Here is a 20199-nt window from a genome sequence, read left to right on the forward strand (position 1 = left end):
CGCGCATCGCCACGGCTGCCGATCAGCGGTTTGCATCCCGATGCCGTCGCCTGCAAAATATGGGCGCGCGGCATGGCATGGTTCAGACCATAATAAAGATGGGCGGCATGGCTGTCGCCCACGATCAGAATGCGCGGCTTGTCATGCGGCGCGATCATGCACCGGTCGAAAGCAAAGTCTGACAGGCGATGCTGAGAGGTCAGGAAACACGAGCCGGTTCGCATCATCTCAGTGCGGCCGGTCCGCTCTCCATAGGCCAGAACGCCTCTCGCCTGCGCGGAAATCGGATAGAGCATGTTGCTTGTCACCGCGAGCGACAGGACCCCTGCCCCGCACAGCGCCATGGCGGCCGTACCGCGCGCCACCACCGCGCGCGAGGTCAAGCGGCTTGACCGGCGGAATGGCTTTTCGACCAAGGCCCAGGAAATGGTTGCCGCCACCAGCGCCGCGACCAACAGCGAAGCCCGCTCGACATTGTCCAGTCGGCTGTCGATCTGGCGATACAGGACGATGATCGGCCAATGCCAGAGATAGAGCGAATAGGAGATGAGACCGATGAAGCGCATCGGCGGCAGGGAAAGCAGCCGTCCGCCCAGAGTGACCGACCTTTCGCCGCAGAGGAGGACAAGGGCCGTTCCCAGACAGGGAACAAGAGCCGATGCGCCCGGGAAAGTGGTGGCCTTGTTATAGAAAAGGACCGCAAAGCCGATGAGGGCAAGGCCAAGCAGCACGCCGGCCTCTGCCTGCCACTGGCGGCGCGGCGCGGGAATTGCGCCGATCGCCAGCAACGACCCCAGCGCCAGTTCCCATGTGCGGAAGGGAATGAGGTAGAAGGCCGCGCTCGCATTGCGCGACACCATCCATTGCGCCGCCACGAAACTGGCCAGGGTCAAGGCCCAGACCAGCTGTCGCCGGTGCGCCGTCGTCCAGCTGCGGGTAAAGAAGATCAGCAGCGGGAAGAAGATGTAGAATTGCTCTTCGACCGAGAGAGACCAGGTGTGCAGCAGGGGATTGCTGTCGAGTTCTCCGTCAAAATACCCGCTCTGGCTATAGAACAGCATGTTCGACACGAAGAAGATCGATGCGATGATCGACTTCGCCACTTCCGTACTCTGATCGGACATCAGCAACAGGCTGGCGGCCAGCATCACGCAGAGGTAGAGCACGAACAGCGCAGGAAAAATGCGCTTTATCCGCCGCTTGTAGAAATCGAACAGCGCATCCCGCCAGTTGCCCTGCTCACCTAGAAGCGTTTGCGTGATGAGGAAGCCGGAGATTACGAAGAATACGTCGACGCCGACGAACCCGCCGGAGAAGAGGCTCGTGCCCAGGTGAAAGATGACGACCGGAAGGACGGCGACGGTCCGCAATCCATCAATGTCGGCGCGATATTGCCTGATCATGCGCAGGCGGCCTTGCGCAGGGCCTTGATGCTTCCTGAAGACGGGCGGACAATCCGAAGATCAGAGAGAGCGCCGAACCTGTCGTTGAAGTAAATCAGCCAACAATCTTGCATCATCTTCCCCTTTTCAAGATGAACGCCGCCTATGATCGACGAGCCGGCCAACTCCTTCACAAGCGACTATATCGTTAAAATATTTCAATTTTTCCCGCCTTGATACGTTCAGGCGCATCGGCGTGGCGCACAATATGCATTGTTCACCGGATTTGTAATTTCGGCGAGATGCAGGGAATTACCGTTTCGGATTATTGGAACGCGTCAGATTTCATGGGAAAGGGACGGGAAAAATGGTTGGCCTGAGACACTGTTTGAAAATGCGCCTTTCGGCGCATCGCGGCGCCAGCCCTCTCCCCCGTGGCGCCGCCTCGAGATGCGTTCTTCCGCGCATTTCCAAACAGTTTCTGAAACGAACGGCATGATCCTGGCCATGATCGGGCCGTTCAGGCGCGGTCCGCGCAACAGACGCCACATGCGACTGGCAGGTACAGGCGGAATCGCGCTCACGGCAATGGCGGGGATGGTCCTGATGGCGGCGCCGCGTGCCCCCATCGACTATTCGCGTGTCAGGCAGCCCTTCGACATCGTCATAACCGTCGATGATCTGAGCGGGAATGGCCGATTGCCGCCGGGCGTGACGCGCCTTGCCGTCGCGGATCTCTATATCGGAGCATTGAAGCGGCATCGGGTGCCGGATGCCTTTGGCCTCGTCAATGTCTCGAAACTGGACCGCGATCCCGATGGGCGGGAGGTTCTGGACCGCTGGCGCCGCGCCGCTTATTCGCTCGGCAATCATTCCTACAGCCATATGAACCTGAACCGCGCGCCCTCGCTCGCAGCGTGGAAGAGCGACGTGGTCACAGGCGAACAGGAAATTGCGCGCCGCATGCGAGGAGCCGACTGGCGCTATTTCCGCTTCCCCAACATGGCGGCGGGCAAGGACAAGGCACAGCATGACGAAGCCATCGCCTTTCTGAAACAGAGAGGCTACCGCATTGCCGAGGCCAGCGTCAGCTTCGACGACTGGGCCTACAGCGACGCCTATGCCCGTTGCCGCGCCAAGGGCGACGCCGCCGCGATCGCCGCCATGAAGGCCCAATATCTGCAAGCGGTCGACGATGGCATCATCCGCATGAAGGCACTGTCGCACACCCTGTATGGCCGCATGATCCCGCAGATTTTGCTGACCCATCTGAGCGCATGGAGCGCGGACATGCTGCCTCAAGTGCTGGATCGGCTGGATGCGGCCGGCGCCCGTTACGTGACCCTGCAGGCCGCGCAGCGTGATCCGGCCTATCAAGGCGTCGATCCGTGGGAGGGCAACCAGCTGATGATGGACCGCGTCGCCAGGCAGAGGAAAATCGCAACCGATGCCATCCCCCGGCTGCGACCCGCCGACAATATGAAAGGCCTGTGCCGATAAAACCTTATGACAGGGAATGCAGCCCCGGTCTCTTCCAGCGCCGCCTCATATCGACAGGCCGCGCTAAAATACTCGCCGTTCCCCCGGTCGGCATGTGCATAACCGGCCGGGCATGATAACGGGCGGACGAAGGAGCGCAGCATGGCCGACCTTTCTATCCGTTCGCGCCGGGAAGAGCAGATGGATGCGCCGGATCTGGACCCGGCCGTCTATGCGCGCGTGCTGCACGATCTGGCGCGGGTCAATCGCTGGACCTGCACCGCCTGGCCGACCATCGCCTTTCTCAACCGCGCCGTCGGACCGGCCCGGCATTTCCGCCTGCTGGACGTCGGTTTCGGCGACGGCGACATCTTGCGCGCCGTGGCCCGATGGGCAAGGCGCCGGGGGATCGAGGCCGAACTGATCGGCGTCGATCTCAATGAAAAAAGTCTGGCGGCGGCGCGGGCCGCGACCCCGCCGGACCTTGCGATCGACTATCGCGCCGGGGACTATCTCGACCAGCCGGAAGCCTTCGACTTCATCATCTCCAGTCAGGTGACCCATCATATGACGGACGCGCAGCTCATGACCTTCCTGCGCCATATGGAGACCCATGCGCGAAGGGGCTGGCTGATCTGCGACCTGCATCGTCATGGCTTTGCCCATTGGGGCTTTCCGATCCTCGCCCGGCTGCTGCGCGTCCACCGCATCGTGCGGGAGGATGGACAGCTTTCCATCGCCCGCGCCTTCCGCCCCGGCGACTGGGCGAAGCTGCTGCCGCAGGCAGGCATCAGGCTCGATCAGGTGCGAATCGTGCGCCGCTTCGCCTTTCGCCTCTGCGTGGAGCGGATATGCGGGTGAGCAGGGCCGCCTGCGCGCCCAGCCCCGGCATCCATTGCAGCAGGCGCATCAGCATGTCGCGCGCGCCCGGCCTCGCCGCTGCATGGCGCAAGGCCTCCGCAGCGAAGATGGGCCGGCGGCTCTGGCGGTGCCACTGCCTTTGCCAGTCCGTCGCCGCCTCCGCTCCTCCGGCCAGAAAGGCCTGCGCCGCGCTGACCCCGCTGGCGAGCGCGATGGCGATGCCGTCTCCGGCCAGCGAGGCGATGACAGCGCCCTGATCCCCGACGCGGAAAAGGCCGGGTTGGCCTGCCGCCGCCCGCCAGCCATAGGGCACGCCGGCAATCGCCTCGAAACGACCGGGAAGCGCGTCTTCCATCCGCCGGGCAAGGTGGGGGGCCTGCGCCATGATGGCGTGGATCAGCGCGGCCACGCCGCCCGCTTCGCTCAGCCGCTCCCGCGCGACCGAGAGGCAGAGATTGGCGGTGCCGTCCTCCTGCGACAACAGCCCCGCATAGCCGCCGTCGAACAGGTGCAACTCGATGGCCCCGGCCAGATCCGCGCTGGCGGGCAGCACCGCGCGCAAGCCCACGGAGGGCGCCTCCTTCCGTCCGGTCAGGTCGCGGGCCGCCCCGCGCAGTTCATGCTTGCCCGTCGCCAGAAACAGCGCCTCCCCCGCCATTTCATCGCCATCGTCGAAGCGGATCGAGCGCCCCGGCAGGTCGGCCGTCCGCACGGCGCGCCCCTGCATGACGATCGCCCCGGCGCCCTTCGCATGGCAGATCAGCGCCTCATCCAGCAATCGTCGCGACAGGCCCGCAGCGCGGTGCGGCAGGGCCAGTTCGACGCATCGTGCGCCGGCGAACAGGCGCAAATGCTCGATCGGCCGCGCCCCCAGCGCAAAGGCGTCCAGTCCCATGTCGCGCAGCGCCGCCAGCGCATCCCAGCCCAGAAAGCCGCCGCACACGCTGTCATGCGGCCCGGCCTGGCGCTCGACCAGATGGGGTTTCAGGCCCGCCTGCGCGAGCGTGATCGCCACCGCCGCACCCGCGGGACCGCCGCCGACGATCAGGGCGGGCGGGCGATGCGTCATGGCAGGCCTTCGAACCGGAATCCCTCGGCCGCCAGCCCCGGCCCGAAGGCGAGCGCCACGCCCTTGCCCGTTCGTCCGAGCATGTCGCGCAGGATGAACATCAGCGTGGCCGACGACATGTTGCCGAAGCGCGCCAGCACGCTGCGCGAGGGCGCCAGCGCCTGATCGTCCAGTCCCAGACCATGTTCCACCGCGTCGAGGATGGACCGTCCCCCGGCATGGACCGCCCAGCTGTCGACCGCCGCCGGATCGTCGCCGCCCACTATCCGCCGCCGGATCGCCGGATCGCCCAGCGCCGCCTGAATGCGGCCCGGCACTTCCCCCGACAGGTGCATGACGAAACCGCTGTCGCCAATGTCCCAGCGGATCAGCTCGGCCGAATCCTCCAGATTGAGCGAAAAGGGCTGATCGACGGCAATGCCCGGCCCATCCGCCGTGACCAGCGCCGCCGCCGCCCCGTCCCCGAATTGCAGCATCATCAGCAGCCGTTCGATCCGCTCTTCAGGCTGGAAGTGCAGGGATGACAGCTCGACCGTCACCACCAGCACCCGCGCCGCCGGTTCGGACCGGACGATGTGTCGCGCCGTCCGGAGCGCCGCCACCGCCGCATAGCAGCCCATGAAGCCCACCAGTGTCCGCTCCACCCCCTCCAGCCCCAGCCGGTCGGCGATGATCTGGTCGATGCCCGGCGCGACGAAGCCGGTGCAGCTGGCCACCACCAGATGGCTGATCCCGTCGAGCGCGACCTGCTCCGCCAGCCGGCCGATCGCATCGAGACAAAGCGCGGGCGCATGATGCGCATAGTGACGCATGCGCAGCGAGGTGGGCGGCATGGCGCCGGCATAGAAACCGCCCGGATCGACCGGCGAACCGCCTTCCGCCGTTGGCGGCAGGACGCACCAGCGATGCCCTATGCCCGACCGCTCCGCCATCCGCGCGAACAGCTGCCGTTCGCGGGGATCGTCGATCTGGCCGCTGGCCCACCGGACGAAGGAAGCGTGCATGTCCTGCGCGGGCACGGCGCAGCCGATGGCGTTTATGCGTGCTCGCGTGAAGGTCATTGCTGGGCCTTGTCGAAATGTCGGCGGCTAAACGCGGCGCGGATGGGAAACGATCCTGCCGTCCGATCGGCGGTCCACCCCGGCTTAGACGTCGACATCGGCCGATACCCGTCCTTCTTCACCGAATATCCGCAGATAACGGGCAATTTCCCTGGGATCGCCGGTCGCCTTGGCGGGATTGTCCGACAGCTTGACTGCTGGCCTGCCGTTCGCCGCCACCACTTTGCACACCAGCGAGATCGGGTCCAGCCCATCGGTCGCAAAGGGCGCGCAGCCCCGGAAATCATTGGTGAGGTTGGTTCCCCAGCCGAAACTCATCCGCACCCGGCCATGAAAATGGCGATAGCTCGCCTCGATCGAGTCCACGTCCATGCCGTCGGAAAAGATCAGCAGCTTGCTGCGCGGATCGCGCCCCTTTTCCTGCCACCAGCGGATGATCTGCTCCCCGCCCGCGATCGGCGGCGCGCTGTCGGGGCGGAAGCCGGTCCAGTCGGCCACCCAGTCAGGCGCGTTTTTGAGGAAGGCGGCGGTCCCGAAAGCGTCGGGCAGCGCCACCAGCAGATTGCCGCCATAATGGCTGCGCCAATCCTCCAGCACCCGATAGGGCGCGGCGGCCAACGCCGCATCATCCTGCGCCAGCGCCGCCTGCACCATGGGCAGTTCATGCGCGTTGGTGCCGATCGCCTCCAGATCGGCATCCATGGCGAGCAGCACGTTGGACGATCCGATGAAGCGGCTGCCCAACCCCTCCTTCAGCGCCTCCACGCACCAGCGCTGCCACAGGAAACCGTGCCGCCGCCGCGTGCCGAAATCGGAAATGACGAGGTCCGGCAGGGGCTTCAGACGTTCCACCTTCTCCCAGAGCTTGGCCTTGGCGCGGGCATAGAGAACGTCCAGCTCGAACCGCGCCCGTCCCTTCATCGCCGCGCGCGACCGCAATTCGTTGATGATCGTCAGCGCCGGAATTTCCCACATGCTGCTGTGGGTCCAGGGGCCATGGAAGCGCAGCTCATATTGGCCGTCCGCCTTGCGCAGTTCATATTCGGGCAGCTGGAAATCGGCAAGCCAGGCGATGAAATCCGGGCTGAACATCTGCGCCTTGCCGTAGAAGCTGTTACCCGCGAGCCAGATCAGTTCCTTCTTCCCGAACCGGATCGAGCGCGCATGGTCGAGCTGCGCGCGCAATTCGCCCTCGTCGATGACGTCCGCCAGCCGCACGGACTTCGTCCGGTTGATGAGTTCGAACGTCACCTGCACGTCCGGATGGAGATGCCGGATCATCTGGAGCATCAGCAGCTTGTAGAAATCGGTATCCAGCAGGCTGCGGACGATCGGGTCCAGACGCCAATTATGGTTATAGGTCCGTGTCGCGATGTCGGTGTAAACCATGGAAATTCCGTTCAGCCCATAAGGGGCGTCAGCTTATGCGCGGCGCGCGCGGCTGTCAGCCCACATCGCTGGTAAAGCGGCACTTTATGTCCTAGGCCGCAGGTCCTGATAGGAGGCTCGACATGACCGGCTTCGTGATCGTGGTGGATATGCAGCGCGACTTTGTGATGCCGTCGGGCGCGCTGCCGGTGCCCGATGCCCAGGCGCTGATCGCGCCGATGCAGGACTGGCTCGGCGCGCTCGATCCGGCGGCGGTGGCAGGCGTGCTGATGACCTTCGACACCCATCTGGCGGACGTCTATGCAGGATCGGCCGAAGCCGGGCAGTTTCCGCTTCACTGCCTGCGCGGCACGGCGGGTTGGGAAAGCGTGCTGGACGCCCATGTCATCGATCCGGCCATTCCGGTTTACCGCATGGAAAAGGGCGTGTTCGACATGTGGGCGGAACCGGGTCTTGCCGTCAGCAGAGCGGGCGAACAGCCGATCGATCGCGACGTCTTTTTCGCCACGCTCGCCGGGCGCGGCGTCGACAATGTGACGGTGGTGGGCGTTGCCGCCGATTATTGCGTGCGCTGGGCGATCGAAGGGCTTTTGGCCCGCGGTTTCCGGGTGGAGTGGCCCGCCGCCCTCACCCGCGGAATCGGCCGGGAGGCAGAAGCGGTCGCCGCTGAGATTGCGGATAGTGCCCTGAAAATCCAGCCAATCATATGACATTACTATGCCGCTGCTAATCCCTGTCTCTCGCATTCAAACGCGCTGCCGCCCTAATTGACGGGCGGCAGACGAATCGGTCCCGCACCCCGCGCGACGGATCGCCTGCGGGAGCTTTTCTCATGCAGGACATTCTCTGGATCGGCCTGATCCTCCTCTTGCTGACCGTAACGCTCGGCTATGCCGCGCTCTGCGAAAAGGCCTGAGGGGGGAGCGCGTCCATGACCATCGACCTCTGGCTGGCGGCGCTGACCGCCATCGGCCTTCTTCTCTATCTGGTGGCCGTTCTCGCGCGCCCCGAACGCTTCTGAAAAGGGAGGCGGACCTATGACAATTCAGGGATGGATGCTCATCCTCGCCTTCATCGGCCTGTTGCTGGCGCTGACCAAGCCGGTCGGGCTTTGGCTGTTTGCGCTCTATGAAGGGCGCCGCACGCCGCTTCATGCGCTGCTCGGCCCGGTCGAGCGCGGCTTTTACCGTCTGTCCGGCATCGACCCGGATCAGGAACAGGGATGGCGCCGCTATGCCGTCCATATGCTGATCTTCAACGCGGCGCTGCTGCTGTTCACCTATGCCGTGCTGCGGCTTCAGGCGATGCTGCCGTTCAATCCGCTGGGCTATGCCGGAACCAGCAGCGACCTGGCGTTCAACACGGCGGTCAGCTTCACCACCAATACCAACTGGCAAAGCTATGCCGGGGAATCGACCCTGTCGAACCTTGCCCAGATGCTGGGCCTTGCCATCCACAATTTCCTGTCCGCCGCGACCGGCATTGCGCTGGCCTTCGCGCTGTTCCGCGGCTTCGCCCGGCGCAGCGCCGCCACCATCGGCAATTTCTGGGCCGACATGACGCGGGTGACGCTCTACCTGCTGCTGCCGCTCTGCATCCTCTATGCCCTGTTCCTGATCGCCAGCGGCGTGCCGCAGACGCTCGCCCAGTCGGTCGACCTCACCACGCTGGAGGGCGCGAAGCAGACCCTCGCCCTCGGTCCGGTCGCGTCGCAGGAGGCGATCAAGATGCTGGGCACCAACGGCGGCGGCTTCTTCAACGCCAACAGCGCCCATCCCTTCGAAAATCCGACCGCGCTCACCAATTTCGTGCAGATGCTGTCGATCTTCGTCATCGGTTTCGGCCTCACCTGGACGTTCGGCAAGGCGGTCGGCAACCCGCGGCAGGGCTGGGCGATCCTGGCCGCGATGCTCACCCTCTTCCTGATCGGCGTCACCGTCACTTACTGGCAGGAGGCCGCAGGCAACCCCATCCTCCACCATCTGGGCGTTCCGGGCGGCAATATGGAGGGCAAGGAAGTCCGCTTCGGCATCGCCGCCTCGGCCCTTTTCTCGGTCGTCACCACGGCGGCCAGCTGCGGCGCGGTCAACGCCATGCACGACAGCTTCACCGCGCTGGGCGGCATGATCCCGCTCATCAACATCCAGCTGGGCGAAGTCGTGGTCGGCGGCGTGGGCGCAGGCATTTACGGCTTCCTGCTGTTCGCCATCCTCGCCGTGTTCGTCGCAGGCCTCATGGTCGGCCGCACGCCCGAATATGTCGGCAAGAAGATCGAGAGCCGCGAAGTGAAGCTCGCCGTTCTCGCCATTGCGGTGCTGCCGCTCATCATCCTTGGCTTTTCGGCGATCGCCTCGGTCCTGCCCGCGGGGCTGGCCGGGCCGCTCAACAAGGGACCGCACGGCTTTTCGGAGATACTCTACGCCTTCACCTCGGCCGTCGGGAACAATGGCTCGGCCTTTGCGGGCCTCACCGCCAACACGCCCTTTTACAACGGCCTGCTGGGCGTGGCGATGTGGGTCGGCCGCTTCTTCATCATCGTACCGATGCTGGCGATCGCGGGCAGCCTCGCCGCCAAGAAATACACGCCCGAAACGGCGGGCAGCTTCCCCACCACCGGGCCGCTATGGACCGGGCTGCTGGTCGGCATCGTGGCCGTGGTCGGCGGCCTCACGTTCCTGCCCAGCCTCGCCCTTGGTCCCGTCGCCGATCATCTCGCGATGATCCGTGGCCAGCTTTTCTGAAGGATCAAAGCATATGAGCCGATCCGCACAAAAATCGATCTTCACCGCCGCGCTGATCCTGCCCGCCTGCGGGGATGCCTTTCGCAAGCTTCATCCCAGGGAGCTGATCCGCAATCCGGTGATGTTCACCACCGCTATCGTCGCGCTGCTGCTGACGGTGCTGCTGGCGATCGGTCAGGACAGCCTTGCCACCGGCTTCAAGCTGCAACTGGTGGTCTGGTTGTGGCTTACCGTCCTGTTCGGCACCTTCGCCGAGGCGCTTGCCGAAGGACGCGGCAAGGCGCAGGCCGCGTCCCTGCGCGCGACCAAGGCCGACCTGACCGCCCGGCGCATGCGCGGCGACAGCGCCGAAACCATCCCGGCCGGCGCGCTGCGGCGGGACGACATCGTGCTCGTCCGGACCGGCGAGCTGATCCCGGCCGACGGCGAAGTGGTCTCCGGCGTCGCCTCCGTCAACGAAGCGGCGATCACCGGCGAAAGCGCGCCCGTCATCCGCGAGGCGGGCGGCGACCGCTCCGCCGTGACGGCAGGCACCCGCGTCATATCCGATGAGATCCGGGTGCGGGTGACGGTGAATCCCGGCCAGGGGTTTCTCGATCGCATGATCGCGCTGGTCGAGGGGGCGGAGCGGCAGAAGACGCCCAATGAAATCGCCCTCACCCTGCTGCTGGTCGGGCTGACCATCATCTTCCTGATCGCGGTCGGCACCATCCCCGGCTTTGCCAGCTATGCGGGTGGGTCGATCCCGGTCGCGATCCTCGCAGCTTTGCTGATCACGCTGATTCCGACCACGATCGCCGCGCTGCTGTCGGCCATAGGCATAGCAGGCATGGACCGGCTGGTGCGCTTCAACGTGCTGGCCAAATCGGGCCGGGCGGTCGAGGCGGCGGGCGACATCGACGTGCTGCTGCTCGACAAGACAGGCACCATCACCGTGGGCGACCGGCAGGCAACCGAATTCCGCCCGGTCGGCGGCGCGTCCGAGGCTGAGCTGGCCGAAGCCGCCCTGCTCGCCAGCCTCGCCGATGAAACGCCAGAGGGCCGTTCCATCACATGGCTGGCACGGGAAAGGTTCGGCCAGACCGCGACCAGCCTGCCCCAGGGGGCGGAGGTAATTCCCTTCACCGCCCAGACCCGCATCTCGGGCGTGCAGTGGAACGGCAGCATCATCCAGAAGGGCGCGGTGGACAGCATATTGCGCGCCAATCCGGGTCTGGACAGGGAAGCCGCGACAGCGGAGCTGCGCCGCATCACCGACGACATCGCGCGCGCTGGCGGCACGCCGCTGGCCGTGGCGAAAGACGGCAGGCTGATGGGCGCGATCTTCCTCAAGGATATCGTCAAGGCGGGCATACGCGAACGCTTCGGCGAGCTGCGCGCCATGGGCATACGCACGGTCATGATCACCGGCGACAACCCGCTGACCGCCGCCTCCATCGCAGCCGAGGCAGGGGTCGACGATTTTCTGGCGCAGGCCACGCCCGAGGACAAGCTGGCCCTGATCCGCAGGGAGCAGGAGGGCGGACGGCTGGTCGCCATGTGCGGCGACGGCACCAATGACGCGCCCGCTCTGGCGCAGGCTGACGTCGGCGTCGCGATGAACACCGGCACGCAGGCAGCGCGGGAGGCGGGCAACATGGTCGACCTCGACAGCGACCCGACCAAGCTCATCGAGGTGGTGGGCCTCGGCAAGCAGTTGCTGATGACGCGCGGCGCACTCACCACCTTTTCGGTCGCCAATGACGTCGCCAAATATTTCGCCATCATCCCGGCCATGTTCGTGGCGCTTTATCCGGGCCTTGGCATTCTCAACATCATGGGCCTCGCCAGCCCGCAGAGCGCGATCCTGTCAGCCATCATCTTCAATGCGCTGATCATCCCCTGCCTCGTGCCGCTTGCCCTGAGGGGCGTGACCTACCGGCCGATCGGCGCGGGCCCGCTGCTGGCGCGCAATCTGACCATTTATGGGCTGGGCGGGCTGATCGCGCCTTTTGCGGGGATCAAGCTCATCGATCTGGCCGTCAATGGCCTTGGCCTCGCCTGAGGAGGAAAAGCATGTTCACCGACCTTAGATCCTCGTTGCGCCCCGCGCTCGTCATGACGCTGCTGTTCGCTCTGCTGCTGGGCATCGCCTATCCGCTGGCCTTGACCGGCATCGGCCAGACGCTGTTCCCGCGGCAGGCCAATGGCAGCCTGATCGAGCAGAATGGCAGGCCCATCGGCTCCGCCCTGATCGGCCAGAGCTTCGCCAGCGCCCGCTATTTCCACTCCCGCCCCTCGGCCGCGGGCAAGGGCTATGACGGCATGGCCTCCTCCGGCTCCAACCTCGGCCCGGCGAGCAGGGCGCTGGCCGAGCGCGTCGCGCAGGACCTCAAGGCAAACGCCACTTCACCCGGTCGCCCCGTTCCGTCCGATCTGGTGACAGCCTCCGCATCGGGGCTTGACCCCCATATCAGCCCCAATGCGGCCTTTTATCAGGCCGATCGGATCGCGCGGGCCCGCGGGCTGACGCCCACCGCCGTCCGCAGGCTCATTGACGACAGCGTCGAACGGCCGCTGCTGGGCTTCATCGGCGAAACCCACGTCAACGTGCTGGAAATCAATCGACGGCTGGACCGGATCAGCGCTAATCAGGGCCAATGACCGAACCGGACCGCCGCGATCCCGAAGCCTTTCTGCGTGCAGCAACGCAGGAAGGCCGCGGCCGTTTGAAGATTTTCCTCGGTGCGGCGCCGGGCGTGGGCAAAACCTATGAAATGCTGACGGGCGGGATGCAACGTCTGCAAGCCGGGATCGATGTTGTCGTGGGCGTCGTGGAAACCCATGGCCGCCGCGAGACCGAGGCGCTGCTTCATGGCCATAAGGTCATTCCCCGTCGCACCGTGGAGCATCAGGGCCATGTCCTGAGCGAGATGGACATCGACGCCATCCTCGCCCGCCGTCCGCAGCTGGCGCTGGTCGATGAACTGGCGCATACGAACGCGCCGGGCAGCCGCCACCCCAAGCGCTATCAGGACATTGAGGAACTGCTGGACGCCGGGATCGACGTCTATTCCACCGTCAACATCCAGCATGTGGAGAGCCTGAACGACGTCGTGGCTTCCTTCACCCGCGTCCGCGTGCGCGAGACGGTGCCGGATTCGGTGCTGGAAAATGCCGAGATCGAGGTGGTCGACATTCCGCCCGACGAGCTGATCGAGCGGCTGAAGGAGGGGAAGGTCTATATCCCGGCCGAGGCCAGCCGGGCGCTCAACCATTTCTTTTCCAAGTCCAACCTGACCGCCCTGCGCGAAATGGCGCTGCGCCGGGCGGCGCAGGCGGTCGACGCGCAGATGCTGGACTATGTCCGCGCCCATGCGCTCGCGGGGCGCTTCGCGGTGGGGGAGCGCGTGCTGGTCGCGATCAACGAACTGCCGAGCGCGCAGGGGCTGGTCCGCGCCGCCAAGCGGCTGGCCGACGCGCTGAAGGCGCCATGGACCGCCGTGCATATCGAAACGCAGCGCAGCCTCCATTTTTCGGCAGAAGAGCGCGCCCAGCTGGCCGACACCATGGCGCTTGCCTCGCGGCTGGGGGCAGTCACGGCCACCATTCCGGCGCAGACCGTGGTGGAAGGGCTGCGCCTCCATGCGGCTGACGCGCGCGCCACGCAGATCGTGATCGGCAAGGCGGCGCGGTCCTGGTGGTTCGAACTGCGCCATGGATCGGTCGTGGACCGGCTGGTCCGGGATGTGGGGAATGTTGCCGTCCATGTCTTGCCCGGCGAGGAGACCGCGCATGCGGGACGGGCCGCAGCCGCGCTGCGGGATGGGCCATGGGGCAGGCCCGCCGACTATATCTGGTCGACGCTCATGATCGCCCTGATGACCGCGATCGGCCGTCTGGCCGTCGAGAGTATCGCGCTGGGCAATATCGCGCTGCTCTATCTGGTGCCGGTGATGTTCGCGGCCGCCAGTTTCGGCCTGCGCGCCGGGCTGTTTTCGGGACTGCTCTCCAGCCTGGCCTATAATTTCTTCTTCCTGCCGCCCACTGGCACGCTGACCGTCAGCAATCCGGAAAATGTCATCAGCATACTCGTCCTGCTGGGCGTCGCCATCGTCACCAGCCAGTTCGCTGCCCGCGTCCGCGCGCAGGCGGACCTTGCCCACCGGAGCGCCCGGCAAAATGCCGCGCTGGCGGGCTTTTCCCGCCAGCTCAACGCCGCCGCCAGTCAGGAGGAGCTGATGCACGCGATCTGCGGCGAGGTCAGCCGCCTGTTCGACGCGCGCACCGTGCTGCTGCTGCCCTCCCCCGGCGGCCCGCAACTGCGCGCAGCCGTGCCGCCCGAGGATCGGCTGGAGCATATCGAACGGGCGGCGGCCCAATGGGCCATGGACAATGACCAGCCCGCCGGGCGCGGCTCCTCCACCCTCACCGCGTCGGACTGGCTGTTCCACCCCTTGCGCACCAGTCGCGGGGTGCTGGGCGTGCTGGGCCTCGCCCGCGAGGATGCCGGGGAACCGCTTCGCTCCGACCAGCTGCCCCTGCTGATGAGCCTGCTCGATCAGGCCGCCATCGCCTTCGACCGCATGGCGCTGGAGGAGGAAATGCTCGACGCGCGGCAGGTCCGCGAGCGCGACCGGCTCCGTTCCGCGCTGCTCTCCTCGGTCAGCCATGACCTGCGCACGCCGCTGACCACCATCATTTCAGCCGTGCATGAGCTGAAGCGCCAGCCCCTGGAAGGTCAGGCGAGCGAACTGGCCGAGACCGTCGAGGCGGAGGCGGAGCGGCTGAGGCGCTTCGTCGCCAACCTGCTGGACATGGCGCGGGTGGAAGCGGGGGCGCTGCCGCTGAAGACCGACCCGACCGATCTGTTCGACGCGGTAGCGGGCGCGGTGCACGACACGCGCCAGTCGCTCGCGGGGCATGAGGTGAGCGTCGACGTCCCGCCCGACATCCCGCTGGTGCGGGTCGATCCGACGCTGCTGCACCACATCCTCATCAACCTGCTCGACAATGCCGGGCGTTATGCCGATCCCGGCACCCCGGTCACCATCAGGGGCGAACGCCTGCCCGGCGCCATCACCCTGTCGGTAATCGATCAGGGGCCCGGCATCCCGGCGGGCAGCGAGGCGCGCATCTTCGACACATTCACCCGGATGGAAGGGTCCGACCGGGCCAAGCATGGCACTGGCCTGGGCCTTGCCATCGTGAAGGGCTTTGCCGACGCCATGGGCCTGGGCATCGCCGCGACCAATCATGACGATCCCGTCGGCGCCTGCTTCACGCTGAACTTCCCGCAGGCTCTGATCCTTCCCCCCGTGCCCGAAGAGGGCCTGATATGAGAGACAAGGGCATGAACACCCGCCACAAGGCGCTGGTCATCGATGACGAGCCGCAGATCCGCCGTCTGATCCACGCCGCGCTGACCCGCGCCGATTATGCGACGGTGGAAGCGGCCGACGCCCGCGCCGCGCTGGAGATGCTGGGACAGGAGCGGCCGGATGTCGTGCTGCTGGATCTGGGTCTGCCCGATCGCGACGGGCTGGAACTGGTGCCGCTCATCAAGCGACAATGTGATGCCAGCCTGATCGTCATATCGGCGCGCGAGGCGACTGAACAGAAGGTCGCGGCGCTGGATCTGGGGGCTGACGATTATCTCACCAAGCCCTTCGACACGGAGGAGTTGCTGGCCCGCGTGCGCGTGGCGCTGCGCAACCGGATGACACGGGAAGGCGGCGCAACCGCCGTGCGGGCGGGCGACGTGACCATCGACCTGATGGCGCGGATCGTGACCAAGGGCGGACAGGAAGTGCATCTGACCCCCAAGGAATATGCCGTGCTGGCACAGCTCGCCAAATATCCCGGACGGGTCATCACGCACCAGCAGATCATGACCCATGTCTGGCCGAATGAGCATGAGCATCATGTCGAATATCTGCGCGTACTGATCCGCACGCTGCGCCAGAAGCTGGAACAGGATCCGCAGCGGCCCGCCATCATCGGCAATGAACTGGGGATAGGATATAGATTGCGGGCTTGATATTTCAGGCTGAGACAATCTTGAGGGGAGATCAGGCTCCTGCAAGATTGGCACACAAAATGCTGCCGATCTCGACGGGCTGCAATCCGGTTGAACCGACGGATCGATCCTATTGCAGAATTCGGCGCAAGGTGAAGACAAGCCGCAGCGGCAGCGTCGTTCTGGAGATAAGGGGCGCTGAAGGGTGGGCCTGAACGACCGAATGATCGGACATGTCGGAACAGAATATATAGGGTATGTCATAGAGGTCCAGATCGTCGGCGAGCATCCCGACATCATCTCCACCCTGCCCTAGGTCCAGAATGGCGCCGGCCGGCATGCAGGCAGCCACCGCCGCTATGCCGTCAGACAGGGTCGCATAAGGACCATCCACCGCATAGTCCGCCCCTTCCAATATACCGGCGATCATCACGGCAAGCGCCGGATCATCCTCGACCAACAATATGGGACCAACCGCCACGCGCTTACTCCAGCCCGAAATGGGCGCGATAACGGTCAAAGCAGCGGGCGCCGCAGTGCAACCGTATCAGCGCGCCCTCCGCCATGGCCGTCGCCCTGCGCGGGTCTTCGGCAACGAGGGGCCGGATCGCCTCATCGTTCCAGTCGCGGCTATGTTTGATGTCGAGGACGGCGTGGAGGTCGAAGTAGCGACGTTCCGAGCCGGATAGGCCGACACGCCGCAGGCCTTTGGCCGTATACGCCGAACGATCGGGCGCGGTGAGTTCGATCACGCCCAGGGCCCCGACACTATGCCAGGCATAGCAGCGCGACGACGCCATCGCGGTCATGGCATTGGCCAGAGCCAGGCTTTCCCAGACCGTGTTCTGAATCCGGGTATCGAGATCGAGGACTTCTGCGAGCTGGCCTAGCATCGGTCCGTGCATCCCCCTGGCGTTGCCGCGCCCCATTTCGTCCCAGTAATTGCGTGCCAGTTCCAGTTTGGCGCGCGAAGGCATCTTGACCTGCGTCATCGCCACAAGATCATCGAACCCCGCTTCGCCTGCGGCCTCCTGGGAGAGAAACCAGCACAGCTCCTCACGGCTGGCCTGCTCGGCCAGCCATGGAAAAAGGCGATCCTGCTGGCCGGGGCCGACCGCCTTCAGCTCCTCAAACCACCTCACAAAATCATCCGCACCCGTGGGCGCCGATGCCGCTTCCTCGCGCACCTGGGCGCGCAGCTCCTCCATGAAAGCATGCTCCAGCCGAAGCATGCTGCGGTCCTCGTCGAAGCGGGACGCAGTGGCGTCCGCGGGAAAGGCGGGCGCCAGTCGCTTCCTGTTCCAGCGACTGAGTTCTTCCTGAAAATTCTGTTCGAGAAATTGCGATCTGCTATATTGGAGCCGGGTAGCCACAGAAATACCTTCCAATTGATGATATCAGGGAAGAATTCGGGAAGGTGGCGGGTCGTTCCGTATAATCGCATTGATGGAAATCAATTGGCTCCCCCGCAGGCGGAACGACACCAGAACTCAGTAAGCGCTTTCTCCATGCCGCCGACAGCACAGGACCGGATCGTCTATCGTCCCATCCCGCTGCCCTCCATGATCCTCACGATGACCCGCCGGTTCAGCGCCTCCCTCATCGCGCCCTCGGCCGCGACCGCCGGAGATCGCTCTCCTGCGCCGGAAACCTGCAAGTTCGCCAGAGGCACGCCCAGGCCGACAAGGCTTTTTGCCACCATGTCGGCCCGCATGAGGCTCAAACGGTCATTATAGGCGTCGGGTCCTGCCCCGTCCGTAAAGCCAGTGACGGACAGTTTATGATCCGAGCCCGCGTCAGACGTCACAAATGCCGCCAGATCCTGCCGCGCCTTTTCGCTCAGATCAACCTTGTCGAAATCGAAATAAAGGGTCAGCGCAAGCGCCTGCGCTCCCTCTGGCGGTTGAAGCAGGACTGTGTCGGACTTTTCCGGCAGGGGATAGACAGCTGCACGACAATCCTCGCTGCTCCAGGCCAGGCCCGCGAGCCGCATGCGGTGGCCCCAGCGCAGTTGCAGACGGCATATCCGATAGGCCGTCTTCGATCCGGTGTAGAAATTGAGGATATAATCCCACCTGCGTTCACCAAACAGCCCCTCATGGAAGTGCGGCACGCCCAGCAGGGCGTAGACCTGACGCTTGGTCATTCCCGGCGTCAGCAGGCGCGGCATCTCCGGCGGCAGGAAAAGCCCATCGCGGCGAGTGGCGCGGCTGGGGTCCGGAAAATCCGTCAGGGGCGCGATATCCGGCAGGAAGGCAGGTTCTGACGCCTGTGCCCCCGACAAAGCGAGGATCAACCCTGCCGCGCAACCGCCGAGCCTAGAGACTGTTTGGCAAAGCACCCTTCGGCGCATGGCGACACCAGCCCTCTCTCCCACCCGCTCCCCCACATGACACCGCCGTTGGATGGCAGGGTGGGAGAGAGGGTCGGCGCGGTCCCGAAATGCGATCTTCCGCGCATTTCCAAACAGTCCTTTAAAATGCAATGCCCAGGCCCGCATTGGCACCTCCCTGATTGCGGCTGTTATAAGTGGCCGCTGCGCGGATGATCATGCGGCCATTGTCGGACACTTTGGACAGGCCCATGGCGACGGCATGTTCGCCCTGCCAGCTGCTCATGCCGACGCCCAGGGTGCCCGTCCCCGCTTCTGAAAATTGCGGGATGCCCGCCATCGCCATCGATGCCGCCGTTCCGCCCTCGGCGTCGCGGCGCAAATCGCGCAGACCGCTGCTCAACAGATTGAACCGGACATCCGTATAGGCATTGGCAACATCGACCGCCTGGCCCATGCCGCCTTGCAGCTGGCGCAAGTTGACCGCATCGGTCGCCCCGGTGCCGTCGGCTACGTTGGTGATCTGCCGTTCGGCCCCCACGCTGCCCACCGACACGCTGTTGGCCCGATCGGCCACGGATGCATAACCAAGCGCCACGCTCGACGACGCCAATGCCTGGGCCTGCGTGCCGGCGGCCATGCTGTTGAAGCCTGATGCCACGGCGCCCGCGCCCGCGGCCAGCGCATCCGTCCCGCTTGCAACGGGCCTGGCATGGCCGGAGCTGTTGTTGACCTGAAGGAAACCGGCGCGCCCTTCCTGAAGATCGGTAATGGCCGCCATGTTATAGGCCAGTTGCACATTGGTGGCATAAAGCTGCGAGCCGTTCACCGCATCGGTCGAGGCGGCGCCCAGATGTCCGGCGGCAACCCCGGTGATCTGCTGATCGACGCCGCCACGCACCGCATTATAGGCCTGAACGGCGGGGTCATAAGGAAGCGCATCCTGGGACGTGCCCCCGCCGCCGCCACCGCCGCCGCCGGGGGCGCTGGTCAGTTGCGACAGGTTGACCGCATCGCTGCCAGCGGCGCCCGGCGCGAGATTGCTGATGGCCGTACCGCCGACGCCGCCCAGCACGACGCTGGACTTCGTGGCGTCCTGGTATTTGACCGCCAGATCGTTCAGCACGGCCAGATCGTAGCTGAGCTGGGCGATGGCGGCGCTGTTCTGCGACACCTGATCGTTCGTTACCTGAAGTTGCGATCCATTGATCGCGTCGGTGCTCGTTGAACTGACGGTCCCGGCGCCCAGATTGGTAATCCGCGTGCCCCCCGTCCCCTGCAGAGTTACAAGCGTTCGGGCGCCGCTGTCATATTGCACGGCGTTGCCCGCCAATGTGCCCAGCGCATCGTTGACAGCCTGCAACTGGGCCACATTGACCGCGTCCGTCGGACTGGCGCCAGCGGCAAGGCCGGTTATGCGGCGTCCCCCGACATTCACCTCTGCGCCGGCAGTGCCGCCGATCAGATAGGCGGGCAGGTTGAGTGTCAGCCCGTTTGCAACCGATCCCGAACCCAATGCAACGCTGCCCGCATGCGTCACCGACGCGCCCGAACCGATCGCGACGGCGTTGAAGGCACCGACGGACGTGTTGGCAAGATTGCCGATGGCGATGGCATCCATCTCGCCTGCACTGGCTTCAAGACCGGGCGTTCCCAAACCCGTAATCTTGTTGCCGCCGAAGGAAACGCCCTTCGGAGTGGTCAGGCTGAAGCTGTCCGAAGTGGTTTCGCAGGTCGGATCAGACAGCAGGTCAATGGCATTGCCGTTAATGTCGAGTACGCTGAGATTGATCGGTGCGCCGGCGGCCGCATTGGCCAATGCGGCATTGATGCCCAGATCGATGTTGATGAGCGGCAATGAATTGAGTGTCGATTCCACGGGCGCGA

Annotated in this window: 18 protein-coding genes; 9 read left to right on the forward strand and 9 right to left on the reverse strand. The window is 65.2% G+C overall.

Annotation, left to right across the window (positions count from 1 at the left end; translation table 11 throughout):
* Both ACFC3J_RS16260 and ACFC3J_RS16265 read right to left on the reverse strand, forming a co-directional pair.
* Positions 1-1403 (reverse strand): acyltransferase family protein (locus tag ACFC3J_RS16260; protein WP_375197164.1); only part of this gene is annotated, 1403 nt, incomplete at its 3' end.
* The gene (locus ACFC3J_RS16265; RefSeq protein WP_375197165.1) at positions 1400-1576 is read right to left on the reverse strand and encodes a hypothetical protein; all 177 of its coding nucleotides are present in this window, start codon (positions 1574-1576) and stop codon (positions 1400-1402) included. The genes ACFC3J_RS16265 and ACFC3J_RS16260, both read right to left, overlap by 4 nt.
* A gap of 301 nt (positions 1577-1877) precedes the next feature.
* Here ACFC3J_RS16265 and ACFC3J_RS16270 point away from each other — a divergent pair, with 301 nt between their 5' ends.
* Both ACFC3J_RS16270 and ACFC3J_RS16275 read left to right on the forward strand, forming a co-directional pair.
* On the forward strand, positions 1878-2882 hold the full coding sequence (locus ACFC3J_RS16270) for a polysaccharide deacetylase family protein (RefSeq protein WP_375197166.1): 1005 nt from the start codon (positions 1878-1880) through the stop codon (positions 2880-2882).
* Positions 2883-3023: 141 nt separating this feature from the next.
* The gene (locus ACFC3J_RS16275; RefSeq protein ID WP_375197167.1) at positions 3024-3722 is read left to right on the forward strand and encodes a methyltransferase domain-containing protein; all 699 of its coding nucleotides are present in this window, start codon (positions 3024-3026) and stop codon (positions 3720-3722) included.
* Here ACFC3J_RS16275 and ACFC3J_RS16280 read toward each other — a convergent pair.
* The 3 genes from ACFC3J_RS16280 to pncB form a co-directional block, all read right to left on the reverse strand.
* The gene (locus ACFC3J_RS16280) at positions 3652-4791 is read right to left on the reverse strand and encodes an NAD(P)/FAD-dependent oxidoreductase (RefSeq protein ID WP_375197168.1); all 1140 of its coding nucleotides are present in this window, start codon (positions 4789-4791) and stop codon (positions 3652-3654) included. The two genes, ACFC3J_RS16275 and ACFC3J_RS16280, sit on opposite strands and share 71 nt — an antisense overlap.
* The gene (locus ACFC3J_RS16285) at positions 4788-5852 is read right to left on the reverse strand and encodes a type III polyketide synthase (RefSeq protein WP_375197169.1); all 1065 of its coding nucleotides are present in this window, start codon (positions 5850-5852) and stop codon (positions 4788-4790) included. The genes ACFC3J_RS16280 and ACFC3J_RS16285 overlap by 4 nt, the downstream gene beginning before the upstream one ends.
* Positions 5853-5936: 84 nt before the next feature.
* Positions 5937-7241 carry a nicotinate phosphoribosyltransferase gene (gene pncB, locus ACFC3J_RS16290; protein WP_375197170.1) on the reverse strand — a complete coding sequence of 435 codons (1305 nt, stop codon included), beginning with the start codon at positions 7239-7241 and terminating at the stop codon, positions 5937-5939.
* 122 nt (positions 7242-7363) lie between these two features.
* Between pncB and ACFC3J_RS16295 the strand changes: the two genes are divergently transcribed.
* The 7 genes from ACFC3J_RS16295 to ACFC3J_RS16325 all read left to right on the forward strand — a co-directional run bounded on the left by ACFC3J_RS16295 (position 7364) and on the right by ACFC3J_RS16325 (position 16001).
* Positions 7364-7951, forward strand: a complete 588-nt coding sequence (locus tag ACFC3J_RS16295; RefSeq protein ID WP_375197171.1) for a cysteine hydrolase family protein — start codon at positions 7364-7366, stop codon at positions 7949-7951.
* Between the two features lie 221 nt (positions 7952-8172).
* On the forward strand, positions 8173-8262 hold the full coding sequence (locus tag ACFC3J_RS16300; RefSeq protein ID WP_192670039.1) for a potassium-transporting ATPase subunit F: 90 nt from the start codon (positions 8173-8175) through the stop codon (positions 8260-8262).
* Positions 8263-8278: 16 nt separating this feature from the next.
* Positions 8279-9982, forward strand: coding sequence for a potassium-transporting ATPase subunit KdpA (gene kdpA / locus ACFC3J_RS16305; protein ID WP_375197172.1), 1704 nt, complete (start codon positions 8279-8281; stop codon positions 9980-9982).
* A 13-nt stretch (positions 9983-9995) separates the two neighbouring features.
* Positions 9996-12026, forward strand: coding sequence for a potassium-transporting ATPase subunit KdpB (gene kdpB, locus ACFC3J_RS16310; protein WP_375197173.1), 2031 nt, complete (start codon positions 9996-9998; stop codon positions 12024-12026).
* Positions 12027-12037: 11 nt separating this feature from the next.
* The gene (gene kdpC, locus ACFC3J_RS16315) at positions 12038-12625 is read left to right on the forward strand and encodes a potassium-transporting ATPase subunit KdpC (RefSeq protein WP_375197174.1); all 588 of its coding nucleotides are present in this window, start codon (positions 12038-12040) and stop codon (positions 12623-12625) included.
* On the forward strand, positions 12622-15303 hold the full coding sequence (locus tag ACFC3J_RS16320; protein WP_375197175.1) for a DUF4118 domain-containing protein: 2682 nt from the start codon (positions 12622-12624) through the stop codon (positions 15301-15303). Before kdpC ends, ACFC3J_RS16320 begins: the two co-directional genes overlap by 4 nt.
* Before the next feature lie 11 nt (positions 15304-15314).
* The gene (locus tag ACFC3J_RS16325; protein WP_375197180.1) at positions 15315-16001 is read left to right on the forward strand and encodes a response regulator transcription factor; all 687 of its coding nucleotides are present in this window, start codon (positions 15315-15317) and stop codon (positions 15999-16001) included.
* Positions 16002-16110: 109 nt separating this feature from the next.
* On the opposite strand, the gene ACFC3J_RS16330 is transcribed toward ACFC3J_RS16325, so the two are convergent.
* The 4 genes from ACFC3J_RS16330 to ACFC3J_RS16345 form a co-directional block, all read right to left on the reverse strand.
* Positions 16111-16461, reverse strand: a complete 351-nt coding sequence (locus ACFC3J_RS16330) for a hypothetical protein (RefSeq protein WP_375197176.1) — start codon at positions 16459-16461, stop codon at positions 16111-16113.
* Positions 16462-16465: 4 nt separating this feature from the next.
* The gene (locus tag ACFC3J_RS16335) at positions 16466-17353 is read right to left on the reverse strand and encodes an iron-containing redox enzyme family protein (RefSeq protein ID WP_375197177.1); all 888 of its coding nucleotides are present in this window, start codon (positions 17351-17353) and stop codon (positions 16466-16468) included.
* A gap of 164 nt (positions 17354-17517) precedes the next feature.
* Positions 17518-18264, reverse strand: a complete 747-nt coding sequence (locus tag ACFC3J_RS16340; protein ID WP_375197178.1) for an OmpA family protein — start codon at positions 18262-18264, stop codon at positions 17518-17520.
* Positions 18265-18454: 190 nt separating this feature from the next.
* Positions 18455-20199 (reverse strand): YadA family autotransporter adhesin (locus ACFC3J_RS16345; protein WP_375197179.1); only part of this gene is annotated, 1745 nt, incomplete at its 5' end.

Origin of the sequence: Sphingobium sp. (assembly GCF_041987595.1) — a bacterium.
Classification (GTDB): Bacteria; Pseudomonadota; Alphaproteobacteria; order Sphingomonadales; family Sphingomonadaceae; genus Sphingobium.